Here is a 17,827-nt window from a genome sequence, read left to right as displayed (position 1 = left end):
ACCGGCAGCGGCCGGCGTCCCCTCCCCCGGGGGCGCCGGCCGTCGCCGTTCCCGGCCGCCGAGGACCTAGGGTCCGGCGGGTGCTCACCTGGCTCCTGCTCCCCGCCGTGCTCGCGACCGTCCTCGCTTGGGTCGCGGCGCGGCTGGTCCGGCGGCGCGCCCAGGGCCGCCGCGCCGGCCGGGTCGCCGCCGTCCTGGTCGCCGTCCTCGCCTGGGTCGCCGTTGCCGCGGGCGGGCTGCAGGTCTGGGCGCGGGCGTCGCTGGACTCCTCCGGCATCGCCCGCGCGATCGTGTGGATGGACGCCGACGTCGACGACCGGCTCCGGTTCCCCGAGCTGCCGGTCCCGGCCGGCGACACCCCGCTGCCGCTGACCGCCGGCTCGCTGCCCGGCGGCGTCCTCGACGAGGTGACCGTCCCCGGCGGCGGCACCGAGGACCTCGCGACGCTGCTCGACCGCACGCAGACGACGGCCTTCGTCGTGCTGCGCGGCGACGAGGTGCTGCTCGAGCGCTACGGCGCCGGCGGCTCCCGCGAGACGCCGATGACGTCGTTCTCGGTGGCCAAGTCGGTGCTGTCCACGCTGGTCGGCCTGGCGATCGACCGCGGCGCGATCGGCGGCCTGGACGACCCGGTCACCGAGTACGTGCCCGAGCTGCTCGACCGCGACCCGCGCTTCGGCGAGATCACGCTGCGGCACCTGGTGACCATGTCGTCGGGCCTGTCCTACGAGGAGGAGGGCCTGCCCTGGAGCGACGACGCGCTCACCTACTACGACGTCGACCTGCGGCGGCTGGCCCTGTCGGCCGAGGTCGCGCGGGAGCCGGGGCGGGAGTGGCTGTACTGCAACTACAACCCGCTGCTGATGGGCCTGGTGCTGGAGCGCGCCGTCGGCGAGCCGGTCGAGGACTTCGCCGCCGAGGCGCTGTGGGGCCCGATGGGCGCCGAGGCGGACGCGAGCTGGAGCGCCGACAGCGCGGCCAGCGGGTTCCCCAAGATGGAGAGCGGGTTCAACGCCCGGGCGCGCGACTACGCCCGCTTCGGGCTGCTGTTCGCCCGGGAGGGCCGCGCCGGCGACCGGCAGGTCGTGCCCGCCGGCTGGGTCGCCGAGGCCACCGCGCGGGACACCTCCGGCGACCCGGCCGAGCACTACCAGTACTGGTGGTGGGTCGACACCGAGCGCGAGGGGCGCTCCTACGCCCGCGGCAACAAGGGCCAGTACGTCTACGTCGACCCGGCGACCGACGTCGTCGTGGTCCGGCTCGGCCGTGAGGAGGGCGTCGACGACTGGCCGGCCGTGCTCCGCGACGTGGCCGACCGGGTGGGCGCGGCGGGTTAGTCGCCCACCACCGCGCGGCGCAGGTCGTCGGCGTCGGCGCGGACCTGGTCGAGCACGGCCGCGACGCCGTCCTCGCGCAGCAGCCCGCCGGTGAGCCGCTCGACCGGCACCGGCACGTGCGCCGGATCGGCGTACCGGGCGCCGAGCTCGAACGCGACCCGCAGCAGGGCGCCCTCGGCGGAGGTGGGGTCGTCGACGGCGACCAGCGGGGCGACCATCGCCGGCGGGAAGCCCCACTGCTCCAGTGCCACCGCGGACAGCCGCAGCGCGGAGATGCCGTACCGGCACACCTCCGCGGTCCGCCGGGCGGCGAACGGGCGCTGCGCGGCGGCCAGCTCGCGGTAGCCCTCGGGGTCGTCGGCGTGCAGCAGCGCCACGCCGACCTGGGCGAGCAGCCCGAGGCACAGCGCGTCCTGCGGCCGGCTCCCGAACCGCGGGGCCAGCGCGGAGGCGGCCAGCGCGATGCCGGTGCTGGTCTCCCAGAACCCGTCGGGCAACTGCGACTCGTCGTCCAGGCAGGTCAGCGCCACCGTCGCCATCGTCCGCACCGCGGTGAAGCCGACGACGGTGACGGCGAACTGCAGCGTCGTCGCCCGGCCGCTCATGCCGAAGTACGCCGAGTTGGCCAGCTTCATCACCCGGCCGGCCAGGGCGACGTCGCCGGCGAGCACCTCGGCGAGCGTGCGGGCGCTGGCGTCCTCGGTGCTGGCGACCGCCACCACCTGCGCGGCGACGGTGTGCTGCGCGGCCATGGTGTCGATGCCGGCGAGCAGCCGGTCCAGGTCGACCGCCGGGCGGGTCAGGGGCACCGCGGTCACCGGGCACCCACCCAGGCGGCGGTGGCGGCGCCGTCCATCGGCTCGGCCAGCGAGAAGCCCTGCAGGTAGGTGGCCCCGAGCGCGGTCAGCGCGGCCGCCTGGGCCGGCGTGGCCACGCCCTCCGCGACGGTGGACAGGCCCAGGCTGCGCGCCAGCGCGATGACGGCGGTGGCGATCTCGGCGTGCCCGTCGGCGAGCTCGGCCACGAAGGACCGGTCCACCTTGAGGCAGTCGACCGGCAGGTGGCGCAGGTAGGCCAGCGACGAGTAACCGGTGCCGAAGTCGTCGATCGCCAGCGCCACCCCGAGGTCGCGCAGCTGCTGCAGCAACGCCCGCGCGGCGACCGGGTCGGTCATGAGCGCGGACTCGGTGATCTCGATCGACAGGCGGGCCGGGGCGACGCCGTGCCGGTCCAGGGCGGCGACCACCTCGCCCGGCAGGGCGGCGTCCAGCTGCAGCGCCGAGACGTTGACGTTCACCCGTGGTGGGGCGGCGGCGCCGAGCTCGCGGTCCCACGCGGCGACCTGCCGGCACGCCTCGTCCAGGACCAGCAGGCCCAGCGCGCCGACGAGGCCGCTCTCCTCGGCCAGCGGCACGAACGTCGCCGGGCTGATCGGCCCCCGCGCGAGGTGCACCCAGCGCGCCAGCGCCTCCACCGCCTCCAGCGAGCCGTCGGCGGCGGAGACGATGGGCTGGTAGTGCAGGCCGATCTGCCGCCGCTCGATCGCGTCCCGCAGGTCGGCGACCATGCGCAGCTTGTCGCGGGCCTCGGCGCGACCGGCCCGGTCCAGCACCCGCACCCGGCCCTTGCCGCCGGCCTTGGCCTGGTACATGGCGATGTCGCAGTCGCGGACCAGGTCCGCGGCGTCGGCGTGCTCGGGGGCCTGCACGGTGACGCCCACGCTGCAGTGCGGCTGGAACCGCACCCCGGCCAGGTGCACCGGCACCGCGAGCGCGGCGACGATGCGCTCGGCCAGCGCGGCGGCGTCGGCCTCGTCGACGTCCTCGCAGACGACGACGAACTCGTCCCCGCCGAAGCGGGCGACCAGGTCGCCGGGGCGGACCGTGGCGCGCAGCCGCCCGGCCACCTCCACCAGCAGCTCGTCGCCGGCCTCGTGGCCGAGCGAGTCGTTGACCACCTTGAAGTCGTCGAGGTCCAGGAACAGGCAGGCCAGCCCACGGCCCCCGGCGGCGAACCGGGCGGCGAGGTGCTGGTCGAGCAGCGTGCGGTTGGGCAGGCCGGTCAGCGGGTCGTGCTGGGCCTGGTGGGCCAGCCGCGCCTCGAACACCATCCGGTCGGTGACGTCCTCGACGGTGCCGAGGAAGCCCGCACCGGCGCCCGGGGTGAAGACGTGGCCGAAGCGCAGCACGGTGGCCCGCTCGGTGCCGTCGGGGCGCACCAGGCGCGCCCGCACCTCGCCGTCCCCGCCCTCGAGGACGGCGGCCACGACCTCGACGACGGCGCCGAGGTCGTCCTCGTGCACGCAGCCGGTCCACCCGGTGCCCAGCAGGACCTCGGCGGGCCGCCCGGCCAGCCGGCAGAACGCGTCGTTGACGTGCGCCAGCCGCATGCCCTGCTCGGACAGCAGCGTCGGGACCGGTGAGCGCTCGCTGAGGGTGGCGAAGCGGCGCTCGGCGGCGTCGGCGGTGGCGCGCGACACCCGGTCGGCCTCCGCGGCCCCGGGCGTGACCACCAGCGTCCACGCGTCCCCGGCCGGCGCGGGGGTCGCCCGCACGACGGCGTCGGTCAGGCCGCCGCCCGCGGTGCGGACCGGCAGGGCCAGCCGGGAGGTGTGCTCGCGGCGCAGCAGCAGCGGGAGCTCGCCGGCGGCGAGCGTGGGGAGCAGGTGGGCGACCGGCAGCCCGGCCAGGCCCGCGGGTCCGGGGCCGAGCAGCCGGACGGCGCCCTCGTTCGCCCAGGTGACCCGGGGGGCGCCCCCGACGGTCTCGGCCACGAGCAGGGCGGTGCCCTCGCCCGCCGCCGCCGCGGAGAAGACCGCGGCCACCACCTCCGGGGTCGCGGCACCGGCCGGACCCGTCACGGGCGGGCTGGTGGGCACGGGCGTCCTCCTGGGCCGGGGCGGCCTGCACGGCCGGTGTCCCCGCACGGGGACACCCCCGCTGCGTCGGCACCCGCGGGGCCGGGCTCCAGCCGGGGACGCCGCCCCCTCACCCCGAGGGGTGGGTCCGCGCCGCCTGCGATCCGCGTCACGATCGTGTGCCGGGGGGCGAGGGATGCCGGGTGCGCCTGTCACCATGCAGCCCCGGGGTGGCAGAGCCCGCCGCCCCCGCAGCACCACCCAGGCCCCGCCGGCAACGACGCCGGCCCGAGCTGTCGTTGGAGTGCGCGTGCTCATCGGTGTCCCCGCAGAGACCCGGCGGAACGAGACGCGGGTCGCGGCGACCCCCGCGAGCGTCGGCCGGCTGTGCGCCCTCGGCCACGAGGTCCTCGTCCAGGCCGGCGCCGGGGAGGCGGCCAGCTGCCCCGACGAGGCCTACGTCGCCGCCGGCGCCCGGATCGGCCCGGCGGCCGAGGCGTGGGGCGCCGACGTCGTCCTGCACGTCAACGCCCCCACCCTCGACGAGGTCGCCCTGCTGCGCCCGGACGCGGTGCTGGTCAGCCTGCTCGCCCCGGCCCTGGCGCCCGAGCTGCTCGACGCGCTGACCGCCCGCGGCGTCACCGCCCTGGCGATGGACGCCGTCCCCCGCATCTCCCGCGCCCAGTCACTGGACGTGCTGTCCTCGATGGCCAACATCGCCGGCTACCGGGCCGTCGTCGAGGCCGCGCACGCCTTCGGCCGGTTCTTCACCGGCCAGGTCACCGCGGCGGGCAAGGTGCCGCCGGCCAAGGTGTTCGTCGCCGGCGCCGGCGTCGCGGGACTGGCCGCCATCGGCGCGGCGAGCAGCCTCGGCGCGATCGTGCGCGCGACCGACGTCCGGCCCGAGGTCGCCGAGCAGGTGCGCTCCCTGGGCGGCGAGTACGTCGGCGTCCCGGCCGACGAGGGCGAGACCCAGGCCAGCGGCACCGGCTACGCGTCGGTGACCAGCGAGGACTTCGACGCGCGCGCGGCGGTCATGTACGCCGAGCAGGCCCGCGACGTCGACGTCGTCATCACCACCGCGCTCATCCCCGGCCGACCGGCGCCCCGGCTGCTCACCGAGGACATGGTGGCGAGCATGAAGCCGGGCTCGGTGGTCGTGGACATGGCCGCCGCCCAGGGCGGCAACGTGGCGGGCTCGGTGCCCGACGAGGTGGTCGTGACCCCGAACGGCGTCACGATCATCGGCTACACCGACCTGCCGGCCCGGCTGCCGGCGCAGTCCTCGCAGCTGTTCGCCACCAACCTGGTCAACCTGCTCACGCTGCTCACCCCCGGCAAGGACGGGCGGTTGGTCCTCGACCTCGACGACGTCGTCCAGCGGGCGATGACCGTGACCCGCGACGGCGAGCTGCTGTGGCCCCCGCCGCCGGTGCAGGTCTCGGCCGCCCCCGTGGCCGCCGCGGCACCGCCACCGGCGCCGCTGCCGTCTCCCGAGAGGAGGGCGGCGACGCCTCAGCGGCGGGCCGCGCTCGTCGGCCTGGCCGGCGCGCTGCTGTTCCTGCTGGCCGCCTTCTCCCCCGACCAGCTCATCGGCAACCTGACGGTGTTCGCCCTCGCCGTCGTCGTCGGCTTCTACGTCATCGGTCACGTGCACCACGCGCTGCACACCCCGCTGATGAGCGTCACCAACGCGATCTCCGGGATCATCGTGGTCGGCGCCCTGCTGCAACTGGGGCACGTCAGCACCGTGGTCACCGTGCTCGCGTTCCTCGCCGTCCTGCTGGCCAGCATCAACGTGTTCGGCGGCTTCGCGGTGACCCGCCGCATGCTCGGCATGTTCCGGAGGGCCTGACCGCCATGACCGCCACCAGCGCCGCGTCCGCGGCCTACATCGTCGCCGGCCTGCTGTTCGTCCTGAGCCTGGCCGGCCTGTCGAAGCACGAGACCGCCAAGACCGGCAACGCCTACGGCATCGCCGGCATGGCCATCGCCCTGGTCGCCACCGTCGGGCTGGCCTGGCACGACGGCGACGCGCTCGCCGTCGGGCTGATCGCCGTCGCCATGGCCCTCGGCGCGGCCATCGGCCTGTGGCGGGCGCGCATCGTCGAGATGACCGGCATGCCCGAGCTCATCGCGCTGCTGCACAGCTTCGTCGGCCTGGCCGCGGTGCTGGTCGGCTGGAACGGCTACCTGTCGGTCGAGGGCGCCCCCGCCGGCGAGGCCGAGGAGCTAGGCCTCCCGGTCGGCATCCACTCCGCCGAGGTCGCGATCGGCGTCTTCATCGGCGCGGTCACCTTCACCGGCTCGATCGTCGCGTTCCTCAAGCTGTCGGCCCGGATCAAGAGCAACCCGCTGGTGCTGCCGGGCAAGAACGCGCTCAACCTCGGCGCGCTCGCGGCGTTCGCCGTCCTCACCGTCGTCTTCGTCGTCTCGCCGGACCTGGGCGTGCTGGCCGGGCTGACCGTGCTGGCGCTGGCGCTCGGCTGGCACCTGGTCGCCTCGATCGGCGGCGGCGACATGCCGGTCGTCGTCTCGATGCTCAACAGCTACTCCGGCTGGGCGGCCGCGGCGTCGGGCTTCCTGCTCGACAACGACCTGCTGATCATCACCGGCGCGCTGGTCGGCTCCTCGGGTGCCTACCTCTCCTACATCATGTGCCAGGCGATGAACCGCTCGTTCATCTCCGTCATCGCCGGCGGCTTCGGCAACGAGGGCAGCACCACCGGGTCCGGCACGGTCGAGGGCGAGCACACCGAGATCACCGCCGAGGACGTCGCGCAGCTGCTGCGCGACGCCGACAGCGTCGTCATCACCCCCGGCTACGGCATGGCGGTCGCCCACGCGCAGAACGCCGTCGCCGACCTCACCCGGACCCTGTCGGACAAGGGCGTGCCGGTCCGTTTCGGCATCCACCCGGTCGCCGGGCGGCTGCCCGGGCACATGAACGTGCTGCTCGCCGAGGCGAAGGTGCCCTACGACGTCGTCCTGGAGATGGACGAGATCAACGACGACTTCCCGAAGACGTCGGTCGTGCTGGTCATCGGCGCCAACGACACGGTCAACCCGGCCGCGGCCGAGGACCCCGGCAGCCCGATCGCCGGCATGCCGGTCCTGCACGTGTGGGAGGCCGAGCACGTCGTCGTGTTCAAGCGGTCGATGAGCACCGGCTACGCCGGCGTCCAGAACCCGCTGTTCTTCCGCGAGAACACCCGGATGCTGTTCGGCGACGCGCGCGAGCGCGTCGAGGACATCCTGCGGGCGCTGTGAGCGTGCTCGTCAGCCCCGCCTGGCTGATCGGCGGGCTGCGCAACGTGCCGGGCTTCCTGGCCACCGACGGGCGGGGGCTGGCGTTCGTCAGCGACACCCCGGTGTTCGACGTGCCGCTGGGCGCGGTCACCGACGTCTCGTGGCCGTGGTGGTGGTTCGGGGGCGGGCTCGAGCTCTCCGCGGCCGGGCAGCGGTGGAAGGTCACCTTCGTCCGGCCCAACGGGATGCCGCCGCCGCAGCCGTCGATGCTGGCGTCGTCGGTGGGGACCGTCGGGGTGCTCACCGGGACGCTGCCGCCGCACGTGCTCGCCGACCTCGACGCGCTGCGCGGGCTGGCCGACGTCCGCGACGGCCGCGCGGCCGGGAGGCGGTGGCGCGAGGTGCTGCCGGGCTGAGTTGCGTGTCCGGCCACGGGGGGACGACGGTTGCCGGTGTGGACCCCTTCCGTCTCGGCATGCCGAAGATCCCCGGCCTCACGGAGCTGCTCACGCTCCTGCAGACGCAGACCGAGGCGCTGGCCCAGCTGCCGCGCACGCTGACCGACCTCAACGCCGCCGTCCGCGAGCTGATCGCCGCGACCTCGACGGCGACGTCGGCCATCTCGTCGGCGCAGCGCACCGCCGAGCGGCTGGAGACCCTGGTCGGCGAGCTGGAGGAGCCGGTGCGGGCGCTCAAGCCGGGGCTGGAGCGGGTCGGGCGGGTGCTCGACGACCCCGCGGTGGAGGCGGTGCCGGACATCATCCGCACCATCGACGAGGACCTGATGCCGATGATCGCGACGCTGCGTCAGGCCCAGTCGCGGGTCGCCGGCGTCACCGGCCTGCTGCGCCGCCGCGGCCGCCCCGACGACCGCCCTGACGACCGCCCTGACGACCGCCCTGACGACGCGGACGCGGCCGGCTGACGCCCGCTCCCCAGTGCCCCGGCCGCCCGAGGACGGCGGGCAGCCGGGTGCCGCCGTCGCCGCGGGCGGCGGCCACCTGCGGGCGGGTGAGGAACAGCGCGCCGGTGAGGTCGGCGCCGCGGAGGTCGGCCGCGCGCAGGTCCGCGCCGAGGAGGTCGGTGGCGGTGAGGTCGGCGCCGCGCAGGTCCGCGCCGATCAGGTAGGCGCCGCGCAGGCTCACCCCGCGGAGGTCGGTCCTCCGGAGGTCGGCGCCGACCAGGTCGGCGCCGCGCCGGTCCCGCCCGCCGGCGCGGACGGCGGCGCTGACCCGGCCCAGCAGCTCCCCCGCCGCCGCACGGACCGCTCCGGCGTCGACCGCTCCCAGCTCCCCGGGCGTCCCGGCGGCCAGCCGCTCGGTGCGCCCGAGCGCCGCGGTGACCTCGTCGTGCAGGCCGGCCGGCAGCGGGAGCGCGGCGGCCTCGGTGAGGTACCAGAGCAGCTCGTGCAACTGCCGCAGCACGGGGAACGCCGCCGCCACGCCGGGGTCGGCGGCCGGCTGCTCGACGGCGGCCACCTGCACCAGCCGCTGGCCGGCGCCGAAGCAGTCGAAGACCGTGCAGCCGGGGAAGCCGCGCTGCCGCAGGTCGGCGTGGATGCCGCAGCGGGCGTCCGCGGTGAGGTGGACGCAGGCGCGGCCGGCCGGCTTGTCGACCGCGAAGTCCGCAGACGCGGCGAACGCCGGGAGCACGCAGCACAGGCCGGCGCACGAGGAGCAGTCGGCGGCCAGGTCCCGTCGCCGGTCGGCGGGGGCCACCGCCGACGGGGCGGGAGGGGTCACAGGTCCAGGGTAGGTGCGGGCCCCTCGGGGTCGAGATCGCGCGATCTCGCGCAGCCGGCGGGCCCTGGGGGTCGAGATCGCGCGATCTCGCACGTCCGGCGAGCCGGGAGCGGGCGAGATCGCGCGATCTCGGCGGCAGGGAGCCAGCAGGATGACGGGCGTGGACGTGCTGAGCAGCCGCGTGCTCCTGCGGCCCACCGACGCCGAGCGCTCGCAGGCCTTCTACCGCGACGTGCTCGGGCTGGCCGTGTACCGCGAGTTCGGCCCGCCCGGGCACCGCGGGGTCGTCTTCTTCCTCGGCAACGGCCTGCTCGAGGTGTCCGGCCGGGCCGACGGGCGCCCGCGCGGGCTGGCGCTGTGGGTGCAGGTGCGCGACCTGGCCGCCGAGGTGGCGCGGCTGGCCGCGGTCGGCGTCCCCGTCGTCGCGGCGCCCGAGCGCAAGCCGTGGGGCCTGCTCGAGGCGACGGTCGAGGACCCCGACGGCGTGGCGATCGTGCTCGTCGAGGTCCCCGCCGACCACCCGCTCCGGGCCGACGTCCGCCCGACGGGTTGAGTCGCCGAGCGGGCGAGCGGCGTGGGAGGACGGGGTCCTCTCCTAGTCGGTGCCGGACTCCATCGCGGCGCGGTCGAGCAGCTCGTCGTCGGCCGGGGTGGTCCGGCCGGCGATCGCCCGTGCGCCGCCCTCGGTCATCCGGTCGATCAGGCCGGTGGCGGCCGCCTGCGCGGCGCCGATGACGGCCGGCTCGGCTCCGCCGCCGACCATGCCGAGCCGCGCGTACTGCTCGAGCTTGGCGCGGGAGTCGGCGATGTCGAGGTTGCGCATGGTCAGCTGGCCGATCCGGTCCGTCGGCCCGAACGCGGGGTCCTCGGTGCGCTCCATCGACAGCTTGTCCGGGTGGTAGCTGAACGCCGGGCCGGTGGTGTCGACGACCGACCAGTCCTCCCCGCGCCGCAGCCGCAGCGTGACCTCGCCGGTGACGGCCATGCCGACCCACCGCTGCAGCGACTCCCGCAGCATGAGCGCCTGGGGGTCCAGCCACCGGCCCTCGTACATGAGCCGGCCCAGCCGCCGGCCCTCGGTGTGGTAGGTGGCGAGGGTGTCCTCGTTGTGGATGGCGTTGACCAGCCGCTCGTAGGCGGCGTGCAGCAGCGCCATGCCCGGCGCCTCGTAGATGCCGCGGCTCTTGGCCTCGATGACCCGGTTCTCGATCTGGTCGGACATGCCCAGCCCGTGCCGGCCGCCGATCGCGTTGACCTCGAGCACCAGGTCGACGGCGGAGGCGTACTCCTTGCCGTTGACCGAGACCGGCCGCCCGTTGGCGAAGCCGATGGTCACGTCCTCGGGCTCGATCTCGACGGCGGGGTCCCAGAACCGGACGCCCATGATCGGCTCGACGATCTCGATGCTCGTGTCGAGGTGCTCGAGCCGCTTGGCCTCGTGGGTGGCGCCCCAGATGTTGGCGTCGGTCGAGTAGGCCTTCTCCGCGCTGTCCCGGTAGGGCAGGCCGTGCGCGGTCAGCCACTCCGACATCTCCTTGCGGCCGCCGAGCTCCTCGACGAACCGCGCGTCCAGCCACGGCTTGTAGATCCGCAGCGACGGGTTGGCCAGCAGGCCGTACCGGTAGAACCGCTCGATGTCGTTGCCCTTGAACGTCGAGCCGTCGCCCCAGATCTGGACGTCGTCCTCGAGCATGGCGCGCACCAGCAGCGTGCCGGTGACCGCGCGGCCCAGCGGGGTGGTGTTGAAGTAGCTGCGCCCGCCGGAGCGGATGTGGAACGCGCCGCAGGTCAGGGCCGCCAGGCCCTCCTCGACCAGCGCCTCCCGGCAGTCGACCAGCCGGGCGACCTCCGCGCCGTAGGCGGTGGCGCGGCCGGGCACCGACGCGATGTCCGGCTCGTCGTACTGCCCGATGTTCGCCGTGTAGGTGCAGGGGACGGCGCCGCGGTCGCGCATCCAGGCGACCGCCACGGAGGTGTCGAGACCACCGGAGAAGGCGATCCCGACGCGTTCGCCGACGGGCAGGGACGTGAGCACCTTGGACACGAGGAAGATTATGCACGACTACGCATGACCATTCACGGGTGGGGGTCGGGCCACCGGACCCCGTGGGGCAGGATCGCAGGAGTGCCGGACCTCTCCGCGGGCGACGACCTGCGTGCCCTCGTCGACGCCTCCCCCTCCCCGTTCCACGCCGTCGCCGAGCTCGCCCGCCGGCTGGCCGCCGCCGGGTTCACCGAGCTGGCCGAGGCCGACGCGTGGGAGCTCGCCCCCGGCGGGGCGCACTACGTCGTGCGGCAGGGCAGCCTCGTCGCGTTCCGGCTGGGCAGCGCCCCGCTCCCCGAGGCCGGGATGCGGCTGGTCGGCGCGCACACCGACTCCCCCACGTTCAAGGTCCGCCCCCGGTCCGACGTCCGGCAGGCCAGCTACCGGCTGGTCGGCGTCGAGCCGTACGGCGGCGGGCTCTGGCACACCTGGCTGGACCGGGAGCTGACCGTCGCCGGGCGGGTGGCGCTGCGCGGCGGCCGCACCGCCCTGGTCCGGCTCGACGGCGCCCCGCTGCGGCTGCCGTCGCTGGCCATCCACCTCGACCGGAGCGTGCGCGAGGGGCTGACGCTGGACCCGCAGCGGCACCTGGTCCCGGTGTGGTCGCGGGACCTGGACACCGAGCCGGGGCTGACCGAGGCGCTCGCCGCGGCCGCCGGGGTGACGCCGGGCGACGTCGTCGGGCACGACCTCGTGCTGGCCGACACCCAGCCCGCGGCTCCCGCCGGCCCCGACGGCACCTGGATCGCGGCGCCGCGGCTGGACAACCTGGCCAGCTGCCACGCCGGCGTGACGGCGCTGGTCGGCGCCGCGCCCGGGGAGCGCACGCAGGTGCTGGTCGCCAACGACCACGAGGAGGTGGGCAGCGGCTCGATGTCCGGGGCGCGCGGCAGCTTCCTCGAGGACGTCGTCCGGCGGCTGGTCGGCGTCACCGCGCCCGGGGACCCGCAGGCGCTGCCCCGGACCCTCGCCCGGTCCCGGCTGGTCTCGGCGGACACGGCGCACGCCCTCCACCCGACCCGCTACGACCGGCACGAGCCCGCCCACGCCCCGCAGCTCGGCGGCGGCCCGGTGCTGAAGGTCAACGCCAACCAGGCCTACGCCACCGATGCGGCCGGCGGCGGCTGGTTCGCCGAGCGGTGCGCCGAGGCCGGGGTGCCGCTGCAGCACTTCGTCTCCCGCGCCGACCTGCCCTGCGGCTCGACGATCGGCCCGTTGACCGCCACCCGGCTGGGCGTGGCGACCGTCGACGTCGGCGCGCCGGTGCTGGCCATGCACTCCTGCCGGGAGCTGGCCTCGGCGCTCGACGTCCCGCTGGTGGTCGCCGCGCTCACCGCCTGCTACACCGGCTGAGCGGGCGGCTCCCGGTCGGCCGGGCGGTCGGCCGGGCGGTCGGGCCGGTCCGGCGGGGAGCGGCGGAGGACGTCGGCGAAGGACTCCTCCAGCCGCGCCCAGGTGCCGCTCCACTCGACGAGCGGCTCGAGGATCCGCTCGAAGACCGCCAGCTGCTCGTCGAAGGCCTGCAGCTGGCCCATCAGCCCCTCGATCAGCTGCCGCTGCGCCCGCACCGACGACGCGATCGACCGCACCTGCGCCGCCGACATCGCGCCGGGCGGGGAGGGCAGCCGCGGCAGCGACAGCCCCGACGGCACGGCGCCGGCGGCCAGCCGGGTGGCCCGGTCGGTGAAGCCGCGCAGCTGCGCCACGAACTCCTCGACCGACCGCGCGACCAGCCCGCCGTCGCGGGGCCTGTCCTCGGACTCGCTCACGCGCACCTCCCCCGGCCCGCCCGCCCGGTCGGCGGGAACCGGCCCCAGTCTCGCGGGTGCGGACCTCAGCCGCCGGTCAGCGCGCGCAGCGTCTCCGCGTTCCGGACGGCGTGGCCGTACCCGTCGTTGTTGAAGTACGCGTACACCTCGCGCCCCTGCCCGGCCCACTCGCCGATCCGGTCGGCCCACCAGCGCAGGTCGGCGTCGGGGTAGGAGCCGGCGTAGAGGTGGTGGGGGTCGGGGCCGTGCAGCCGGACGTAGACGAACGGCGCCGTCGCCCGCAGCACGCACGGCAGGCCGGCGCCGCTCATCACGCAGTACGCGGCACCGTGCCGCTCGAGCAGGGCGAACACGCCGTCGTCGTGCCAGCTGGGGTGCCGGAACTCCACGGCCACCCGCATCCAGTCCGGCAGCAGGCCGAGGAAGTGGTCGAGCCGGGCGTCGTCGCGGGCGGCGGCCGGGTGCAGCTGGACGAGCAGCACCGCCCGCCGGGGTCCGAGCTCGTGCCAGGCCGCGGTCATCCGCTCGACCCAGGCCTCGGGGGCGTACAGCCGCTTGGCGTGGGTCAGCCCGCGCGGGGCCTTGACCGACAGCCGGAAACCCTCGGGCAGCCGCTGCCGCCACGAGGCGAAGGTCGCGGTGCGCGGCCAGCGGTAGAAGCTTGCGTTGAGCTCCACGGTGCCGAACCGGTGGACGTAGTGGGCCAGCCGCTCCCGGGGCGGCGTCCCCGGTGGGTACAGGACGCCCTCCCAGTGGTCGTAGCTCCAGCCCGACGTGCCCACGTGGACGGCCACCGGCGCTCCCGCCCGGTCAGGCCCGGCGCAGGCCGGCCAGCCGGGTCGCGGCGGCGAGCACCCTCCCGTACGAGCCCGGCGCCAGGCGCACCAGGACGTCGGGGACGACGGCGCTGGCGCCGATGAGCAGCCGCGGCCGGCGCCGCTCCACCGCCTCGACGATCCGCTGCGCGGCGCGGTCGGCCGGATAGCGCAGCAGCTTCGCGAACTCCCGCTTGCCCCGCTCGGCCTCCGCGGGGTCCGCCCCGCTGGCCACGCGGGCGGTCTCGGCGATGCGGGTGGCGATGCCGCCGGGGTGCACGCTGGTCACGCCGACGCCGTCCTCGGCCAGCTCGTGCCGCAACGCCTCGGTGAACCCGCGGACGGCGAACTTGCTCGACGCGTACGCCGCCTGCCCGGCCGGCGCCATGAGCCCGAACAGGCTGGAGACGTTGACCAGGTGCGACCCGGGGTGCGCCTTCAGGGTGGGCAGCAGCGCGTGGGTGAGCCGGACGGCGGCGCGGAAGTTGACGTCCATCACCCACTCGAACTCCTCGAGGGTCACCTGGTCGAACCGCCCGCCCAGCGCGACGCCGGCGTTGTTGACCAGCAGCGTCGTCCCCGGGTGCCCGGTGACGACCCGGCCGGCGGCCTCGCGCAACTGCCCGGCGTCGGCGAGGTCGGCGACGACGGTGTCCACCGACCGGCCCGGGGAGGCCGCGCGCACCGACGCCGCGACGCCCTCGAGCCGCCCGGCGTCGCGGTCGACCAGCACGAGGTCGCTGCCGCGGGCGGCCAGCCGCGGGGCGAGCGCGGCGCCGATCCCGCTGGCCGCCCCGGTGACGACGGCGGTACCGGTGAAGGCGTAGGGGTGCACCCGGCGACCGTATCCGGCGGCGCTCAGGGCAGCCGCCACACCGTCGTCCGGCGCAGCCCGGGCCCCTCCGTCTCGGGGACCTGGTACACCGCGGCGGCCTCCAGCCGCTCGTGCGGGAGGTACGGGCGGCCGGGGTCGCCGACGAGCACCTGGCAGCCGCGGGCCCGCGCCCGGTCGAGGAAGGGCAGCACCCGCCCGGTCATCTCCCGGTCGTAGCAGACGTCGCCTGCCACGACGACGTCGACGGCGGGCGGCTCGCGGTCCAGGACGTCGCCGGTGACGCTGATGCCCGCGACGCCGTTGAGGCCGGCGTTGACGCCGACCGCGGTCCGGGAGAACGGGTCGACGTCGCTGGCCAGCACCCACCGGGCACCGGCGAGGACGGCGGCGACGGCCACCAGGCCGCTGCCCGACCCGAGGTCGAGCACCGTGCGGCCGGCGACGGTGGCGGGCTCGTCGAGCAGGTGGCGGGCCAGTGCCTGCCCGCCGGGCCAGGCGGCCGCCCAGAACGGCGGCTCGTCCCCCGCCCCGCCGGCCGCGGTCTCCATCGCCTCCCAGAGGGCGACGACGTCGTCGGCGACGTGCAGCCGCACCTCGGGGACGAGCGAGGGCCGGCGCACCTGGGTGTGCGCGCGGACGAAGCCCGCGGGCACCACCCGGGTGGCCGGCCCTCGATGGATCACCTTCGGATCAGTACCAGCCGGTGGCCTGCGAGTGCGCCCAGGCGTCGCACGCGCTGCCGTAGCGCTGCTCGATGTAGATCAGGCCGGCGTCGATCTGGCGGTAGCCGTCGGAGGTCTTGGCGATCCCGGTGCTGGCCCAGGTGGAGTTCAGGAACTGCGGGATGCCGTAGGCGGTGCTGGTGGGGTTCTGGGCGTTGGGGTTCCAGCCGCTCTCCTTGCCCCACAGCTTCTCCAGGCAGGAGAACTGCTCGGAGCTGCCGACCTTGCTCAGCGCGTAGTCCTTGAAGGAGCCGGACGGCGCGGCGGGCGCGGCCTCCTGCGCGGCGGCCTCCTCCGCGGCCTGCTCCTCGGCGGCCTGCTGCGCGGCGGCGGCCTCGGCGGCAGCCTGCGCCTCGGCGGCCTGGCGGGCGGCCTCCTGCTCGGCGGCGACGCGGGCGGCCTCCTGCTCGGCGGCGACGCGGGCGGCCTCGGCCTCGGCGGCCTGGCGGTCGCGCTCGGCCTGCTCGGCGGCGAGCTGCGCGTGGGCGGCACCGGCCTCCTGCGCGCTGCGCTCGGCGCGCGAGGCGGCGACGTCGGCCAGCGACGTCAGGTCGGTGGCGTCCGGGGTCTGCGCGGCGGCCGGCTGCTGGGGGACGCCCAGCTCCTCGGCGACGCTGACCGCGGTGCCGGCGTTGTCGGTGCCGGCGGAGGCGGCGGGGCCGCTGGTGGAGACGACGCCGACGATCAGCGCGCCGGCGGCGGCGGCGCCGAGCAGCAGGGCCGGGCGGCGCGGGCCCAGCGGGGGGCTGCCGCGGCGGAAGAGGCGCCGGCGCGCGGGGGCCTCGGCGGCCTCGGCAGCGCCCCCGGCGGCGGGCAGCTCGCGGGTGGCGGTGTGGGCGTCGGTGTCGGGGGTGGTGGGGGTGTCAGCGGTGGCGAGCTCGACGGTCGCGGGGGCGTCGGCAGGCGTGTTCGGGACGTGGCGGGACATGAGGGGGTGTGGGCTCCGAGGGAGAGTGGCGCGCGGCAGCGGGCCCGGAGGCGGACCTCGGGCATGCGGGTACGGCGCGGGTCTGTGGGTGTCGCGGACTACGGGGTCCCCGGCGACGTCGTCGCTGGGAGCGGCAGGACAGGAGCAGCCGGCGTCAGGCGGACGCGGGGGCGCGGTGTGCGCGCGGACGGCTGCACCTGCGGGCCGCTTCGGCCCGGAGGCGGGGCATGCGGAGACTCTCCGTTTCTTCCGTGAGCCGCCTACCGAGTTAGCTGACGGGTTCGGGCGGGAAGGAGCCCTACGCGCGCCGGGCCGGAGCTCGGCGGGCGCGATTCACCCCAGTACTGCGGTGGGTCCCCGGCTCGCGCCCGCAGGTGCGGACACGACTCGGCGGCGTCCGGCCGGGCTCCCCGGAAGGGGGACCTGACGACCAGCCGGACGCCAGCCACCGTACGGTCGTTACCGGTTCGTGACAACCGACGGGGCCGGAGTGACGGCCGTGACGGGTGGTGCGGACTCCCCCGGTCCGGAACCGGCCCCCGCGTCGCCGCTGGTCAGGAGGCCGCCGCGACCTCGGGCCGGCCGGGTCCGAGCAGCGGTGTCACGTCGGACACGTCCGTCCCCGGGGGCGCCGGACGCGCCCCCGCGCGCGGCTCGGCAGCCGGGTCCTCCCCGAGCCGGGGCAGCCCCCGCTTGTCGCCGAGGGCGGGGACGTCGTCGGGCACCACGCCGGTGACGACGGCGAGCGCCTCGTCGAGCTGACCGGTCAGCAGGCGCAGCCACTCCCGCGCCCGGTCGCGCTCGTCGCGCAGGGGTGCGAGCTCGGCCTCGACGGCGCGCCGGCGCTCGAGGGCCTCGGCGTCGGCCCGGGCCCGCGCCTCGGCGGCCTCGCGGTCCCGGCGCTCGCGCTCGGCGGCGGCGGCCCGCTCCAGCCGGGCCGCCTCGCGGCGCGCGGCCTCGAGGACCGCCGCAGCCTCGCTGCGGGTCTGCTCGCGGGCGGCGAGCACCGCCTCGCGCATCTCGGCCACCCCGGACAGCCGGGCCTGCGCCTCGGTGAGCGCCTCGGCCCGGATCCGCCCGGCCTCCTCCTCGGCGGCTGCGGTCAGCGCGGCGGCCTCCTCCCGGGCGCGGCGCATCATCTCCGCCGCGTCCTCGGGGCCGGGCAGGCTCTGCCGCTCCCGGACCAGCTGGGCCAGCCGGCGGCGGGCGTTCTGCAGCTCGGCCGACGCGGCGGCGTAGCGGCTGAGCAGGTGCTCGTTCTCCCGGCGCAGGACCAGGAGCTCGGTCTCGGCCCAGGCGACGTAGTCGTCGACCTGCACGCGGTCGTAGCCGCGCACCGCCCCGGTGAACACCGGACCGGTGCCCAGCAGGCCGTCGAGCCCGCGCCCCGGAGGCGGCTCCGGAACGCCGTTCCCGCCCCCGTCCGGAGCAGCTCCCTGTCCCCGCAGCGACATCCCGGTTCCCCCTCGGTGCGCCGTCCGATCCGGTCCCCCACCGGCCCGCCGGCGGGGTGATCACAGAGTCGCACC

17 protein-coding genes and 1 riboswitch are annotated in these 17,827 nt (G+C 76.4%); of the genes, 7 read left to right on the top strand and 10 right to left on the bottom strand.

Annotated features, from left to right (window positions below):
- The first annotated feature begins 80 nt into the window (after positions 1–80).
- Positions 81–1,337 (top strand): serine hydrolase domain-containing protein, encoded by a 1,257-nt coding sequence (locus ACI798_RS05595; RefSeq protein ID WP_457047432.1) that lies wholly within the window; start codon positions 81–83, stop codon positions 1,335–1,337.
- On the opposite strand, the gene ACI798_RS05590 is transcribed toward ACI798_RS05595, so the two are convergent.
- On the bottom strand, positions 1,334–2,155 hold the full coding sequence (locus tag ACI798_RS05590; RefSeq protein WP_457047431.1) for an HDOD domain-containing protein: 822 nt from the start codon (positions 2,153–2,155) through the stop codon (positions 1,334–1,336). The two genes, ACI798_RS05595 and ACI798_RS05590, sit on opposite strands and share 4 nt — an antisense overlap.
- Positions 2,152–4,215 carry a putative bifunctional diguanylate cyclase/phosphodiesterase gene (locus ACI798_RS05585; protein WP_457047430.1) on the bottom strand — a complete coding sequence of 688 codons (2,064 nt, stop codon included), beginning with the start codon at positions 4,213–4,215 and terminating at the stop codon, positions 2,152–2,154. Before ACI798_RS05585 ends, ACI798_RS05590 begins: the two co-directional genes overlap by 4 nt.
- Positions 4,216–4,504: 289 nt before the next feature.
- Here ACI798_RS05585 and ACI798_RS05580 point away from each other — a divergent pair, with 289 nt between their 5' ends.
- The 4 genes from ACI798_RS05580 to ACI798_RS05565 are packed head-to-tail and all read left to right on the top strand — an operon-like array spanning position 4,505 to position 8,368.
- Entirely contained in the window at positions 4,505–6,049 is a 1,545-nt protein-coding gene (locus ACI798_RS05580) for a Re/Si-specific NAD(P)(+) transhydrogenase subunit alpha (RefSeq protein WP_457047429.1), read from the top strand.
- A 5-nt stretch (positions 6,050–6,054) separates the two neighbouring features.
- The gene (gene pntB / locus ACI798_RS05575) at positions 6,055–7,464 is read left to right on the top strand and encodes a Re/Si-specific NAD(P)(+) transhydrogenase subunit beta (protein ID WP_457047428.1); all 1,410 of its coding nucleotides are present in this window, start codon (positions 6,055–6,057) and stop codon (positions 7,462–7,464) included.
- Positions 7,461–7,859: a hypothetical protein gene (locus ACI798_RS05570; protein WP_456939551.1), complete on the top strand. Its 399-nt coding sequence runs from the start codon at positions 7,461–7,463 to the stop codon at positions 7,857–7,859. The genes pntB and ACI798_RS05570 overlap by 4 nt, the downstream gene beginning before the upstream one ends.
- A gap of 38 nt (positions 7,860–7,897) precedes the next feature.
- Positions 7,898–8,368 carry a hypothetical protein gene (locus tag ACI798_RS05565; RefSeq protein ID WP_457047427.1) on the top strand — a complete coding sequence of 157 codons (471 nt, stop codon included), beginning with the start codon at positions 7,898–7,900 and terminating at the stop codon, positions 8,366–8,368.
- Here the strand turns inward: ACI798_RS05565 and ACI798_RS05560 are convergent.
- Positions 8,277–9,185, bottom strand: coding sequence for a pentapeptide repeat-containing protein (locus ACI798_RS05560; RefSeq protein WP_457047426.1), 909 nt, complete (start codon positions 9,183–9,185; stop codon positions 8,277–8,279). The two genes, ACI798_RS05565 and ACI798_RS05560, sit on opposite strands and share 92 nt — an antisense overlap.
- A 160-nt stretch (positions 9,186–9,345) precedes the next feature.
- Here ACI798_RS05560 and ACI798_RS05555 point away from each other — a divergent pair, with 160 nt between their 5' ends.
- Positions 9,346–9,738 carry a VOC family protein gene (locus ACI798_RS05555; protein WP_456939554.1) on the top strand — a complete coding sequence of 131 codons (393 nt, stop codon included), beginning with the start codon at positions 9,346–9,348 and terminating at the stop codon, positions 9,736–9,738.
- Positions 9,739–9,780: 42 nt separating this feature from the next.
- Here the strand turns inward: ACI798_RS05555 and argG are convergent, their stop codons facing one another.
- Positions 9,781–11,229 carry an argininosuccinate synthase gene (gene argG, locus ACI798_RS05550; protein ID WP_456939555.1) on the bottom strand — a complete coding sequence of 483 codons (1,449 nt, stop codon included), beginning with the start codon at positions 11,227–11,229 and terminating at the stop codon, positions 9,781–9,783.
- 81 nt (positions 11,230–11,310) lie between these two features.
- On the opposite strand from argG, the gene ACI798_RS05545 reads away from it, so the two are divergent.
- Positions 11,311–12,582 (top strand): M18 family aminopeptidase, encoded by a 1,272-nt coding sequence (locus ACI798_RS05545; protein ID WP_457047425.1) that lies wholly within the window; start codon positions 11,311–11,313, stop codon positions 12,580–12,582.
- Here ACI798_RS05545 and ACI798_RS05540 read toward each other — a convergent pair.
- The 6 genes from ACI798_RS05540 to ACI798_RS05515 all read right to left on the bottom strand — a co-directional run bounded on the left by ACI798_RS05540 (position 12,570) and on the right by ACI798_RS05515 (position 17,650).
- Positions 12,570–12,998, bottom strand: a complete 429-nt coding sequence (locus tag ACI798_RS05540; protein ID WP_457047424.1) for a hypothetical protein — start codon at positions 12,996–12,998, stop codon at positions 12,570–12,572. The two genes, ACI798_RS05545 and ACI798_RS05540, sit on opposite strands and share 13 nt — an antisense overlap.
- Positions 12,999–13,063: 65 nt before the next feature.
- The gene (locus ACI798_RS05535) at positions 13,064–13,792 is read right to left on the bottom strand and encodes a DUF72 domain-containing protein (protein WP_456939558.1); all 729 of its coding nucleotides are present in this window, start codon (positions 13,790–13,792) and stop codon (positions 13,064–13,066) included.
- A gap of 16 nt (positions 13,793–13,808) precedes the next feature.
- On the bottom strand, positions 13,809–14,648 hold the full coding sequence (locus tag ACI798_RS05530; protein WP_457047423.1) for an SDR family NAD(P)-dependent oxidoreductase: 840 nt from the start codon (positions 14,646–14,648) through the stop codon (positions 13,809–13,811).
- A gap of 23 nt (positions 14,649–14,671) precedes the next feature.
- The gene (locus ACI798_RS05525) at positions 14,672–15,331 is read right to left on the bottom strand and encodes a class I SAM-dependent methyltransferase (protein WP_456939560.1); all 660 of its coding nucleotides are present in this window, start codon (positions 15,329–15,331) and stop codon (positions 14,672–14,674) included.
- A 7-nt stretch (positions 15,332–15,338) separates the two neighbouring features.
- The gene (locus tag ACI798_RS05520; RefSeq protein ID WP_457047422.1) at positions 15,339–16,298 is read right to left on the bottom strand and encodes an aggregation-promoting factor C-terminal-like domain-containing protein; all 960 of its coding nucleotides are present in this window, start codon (positions 16,296–16,298) and stop codon (positions 15,339–15,341) included.
- 242 nt (positions 16,299–16,540) lie between these two features.
- Positions 16,541–16,701, bottom strand: a riboswitch (cyclic di-AMP (ydaO/yuaA leader).
- A 151-nt stretch (positions 16,702–16,852) separates the two neighbouring features.
- The gene (locus ACI798_RS05515; protein ID WP_457047421.1) at positions 16,853–17,650 is read right to left on the bottom strand and encodes a DivIVA domain-containing protein; all 798 of its coding nucleotides are present in this window, start codon (positions 17,648–17,650) and stop codon (positions 16,853–16,855) included.
- Positions 17,651–17,827 lie beyond the last annotated feature (177 nt).

The sequence above is a fragment of the Geodermatophilus sp. SYSU D01045 genome (assembly GCF_054050295.1).
This window is presented reverse-complemented; position numbering and strand designations above follow the sequence as displayed.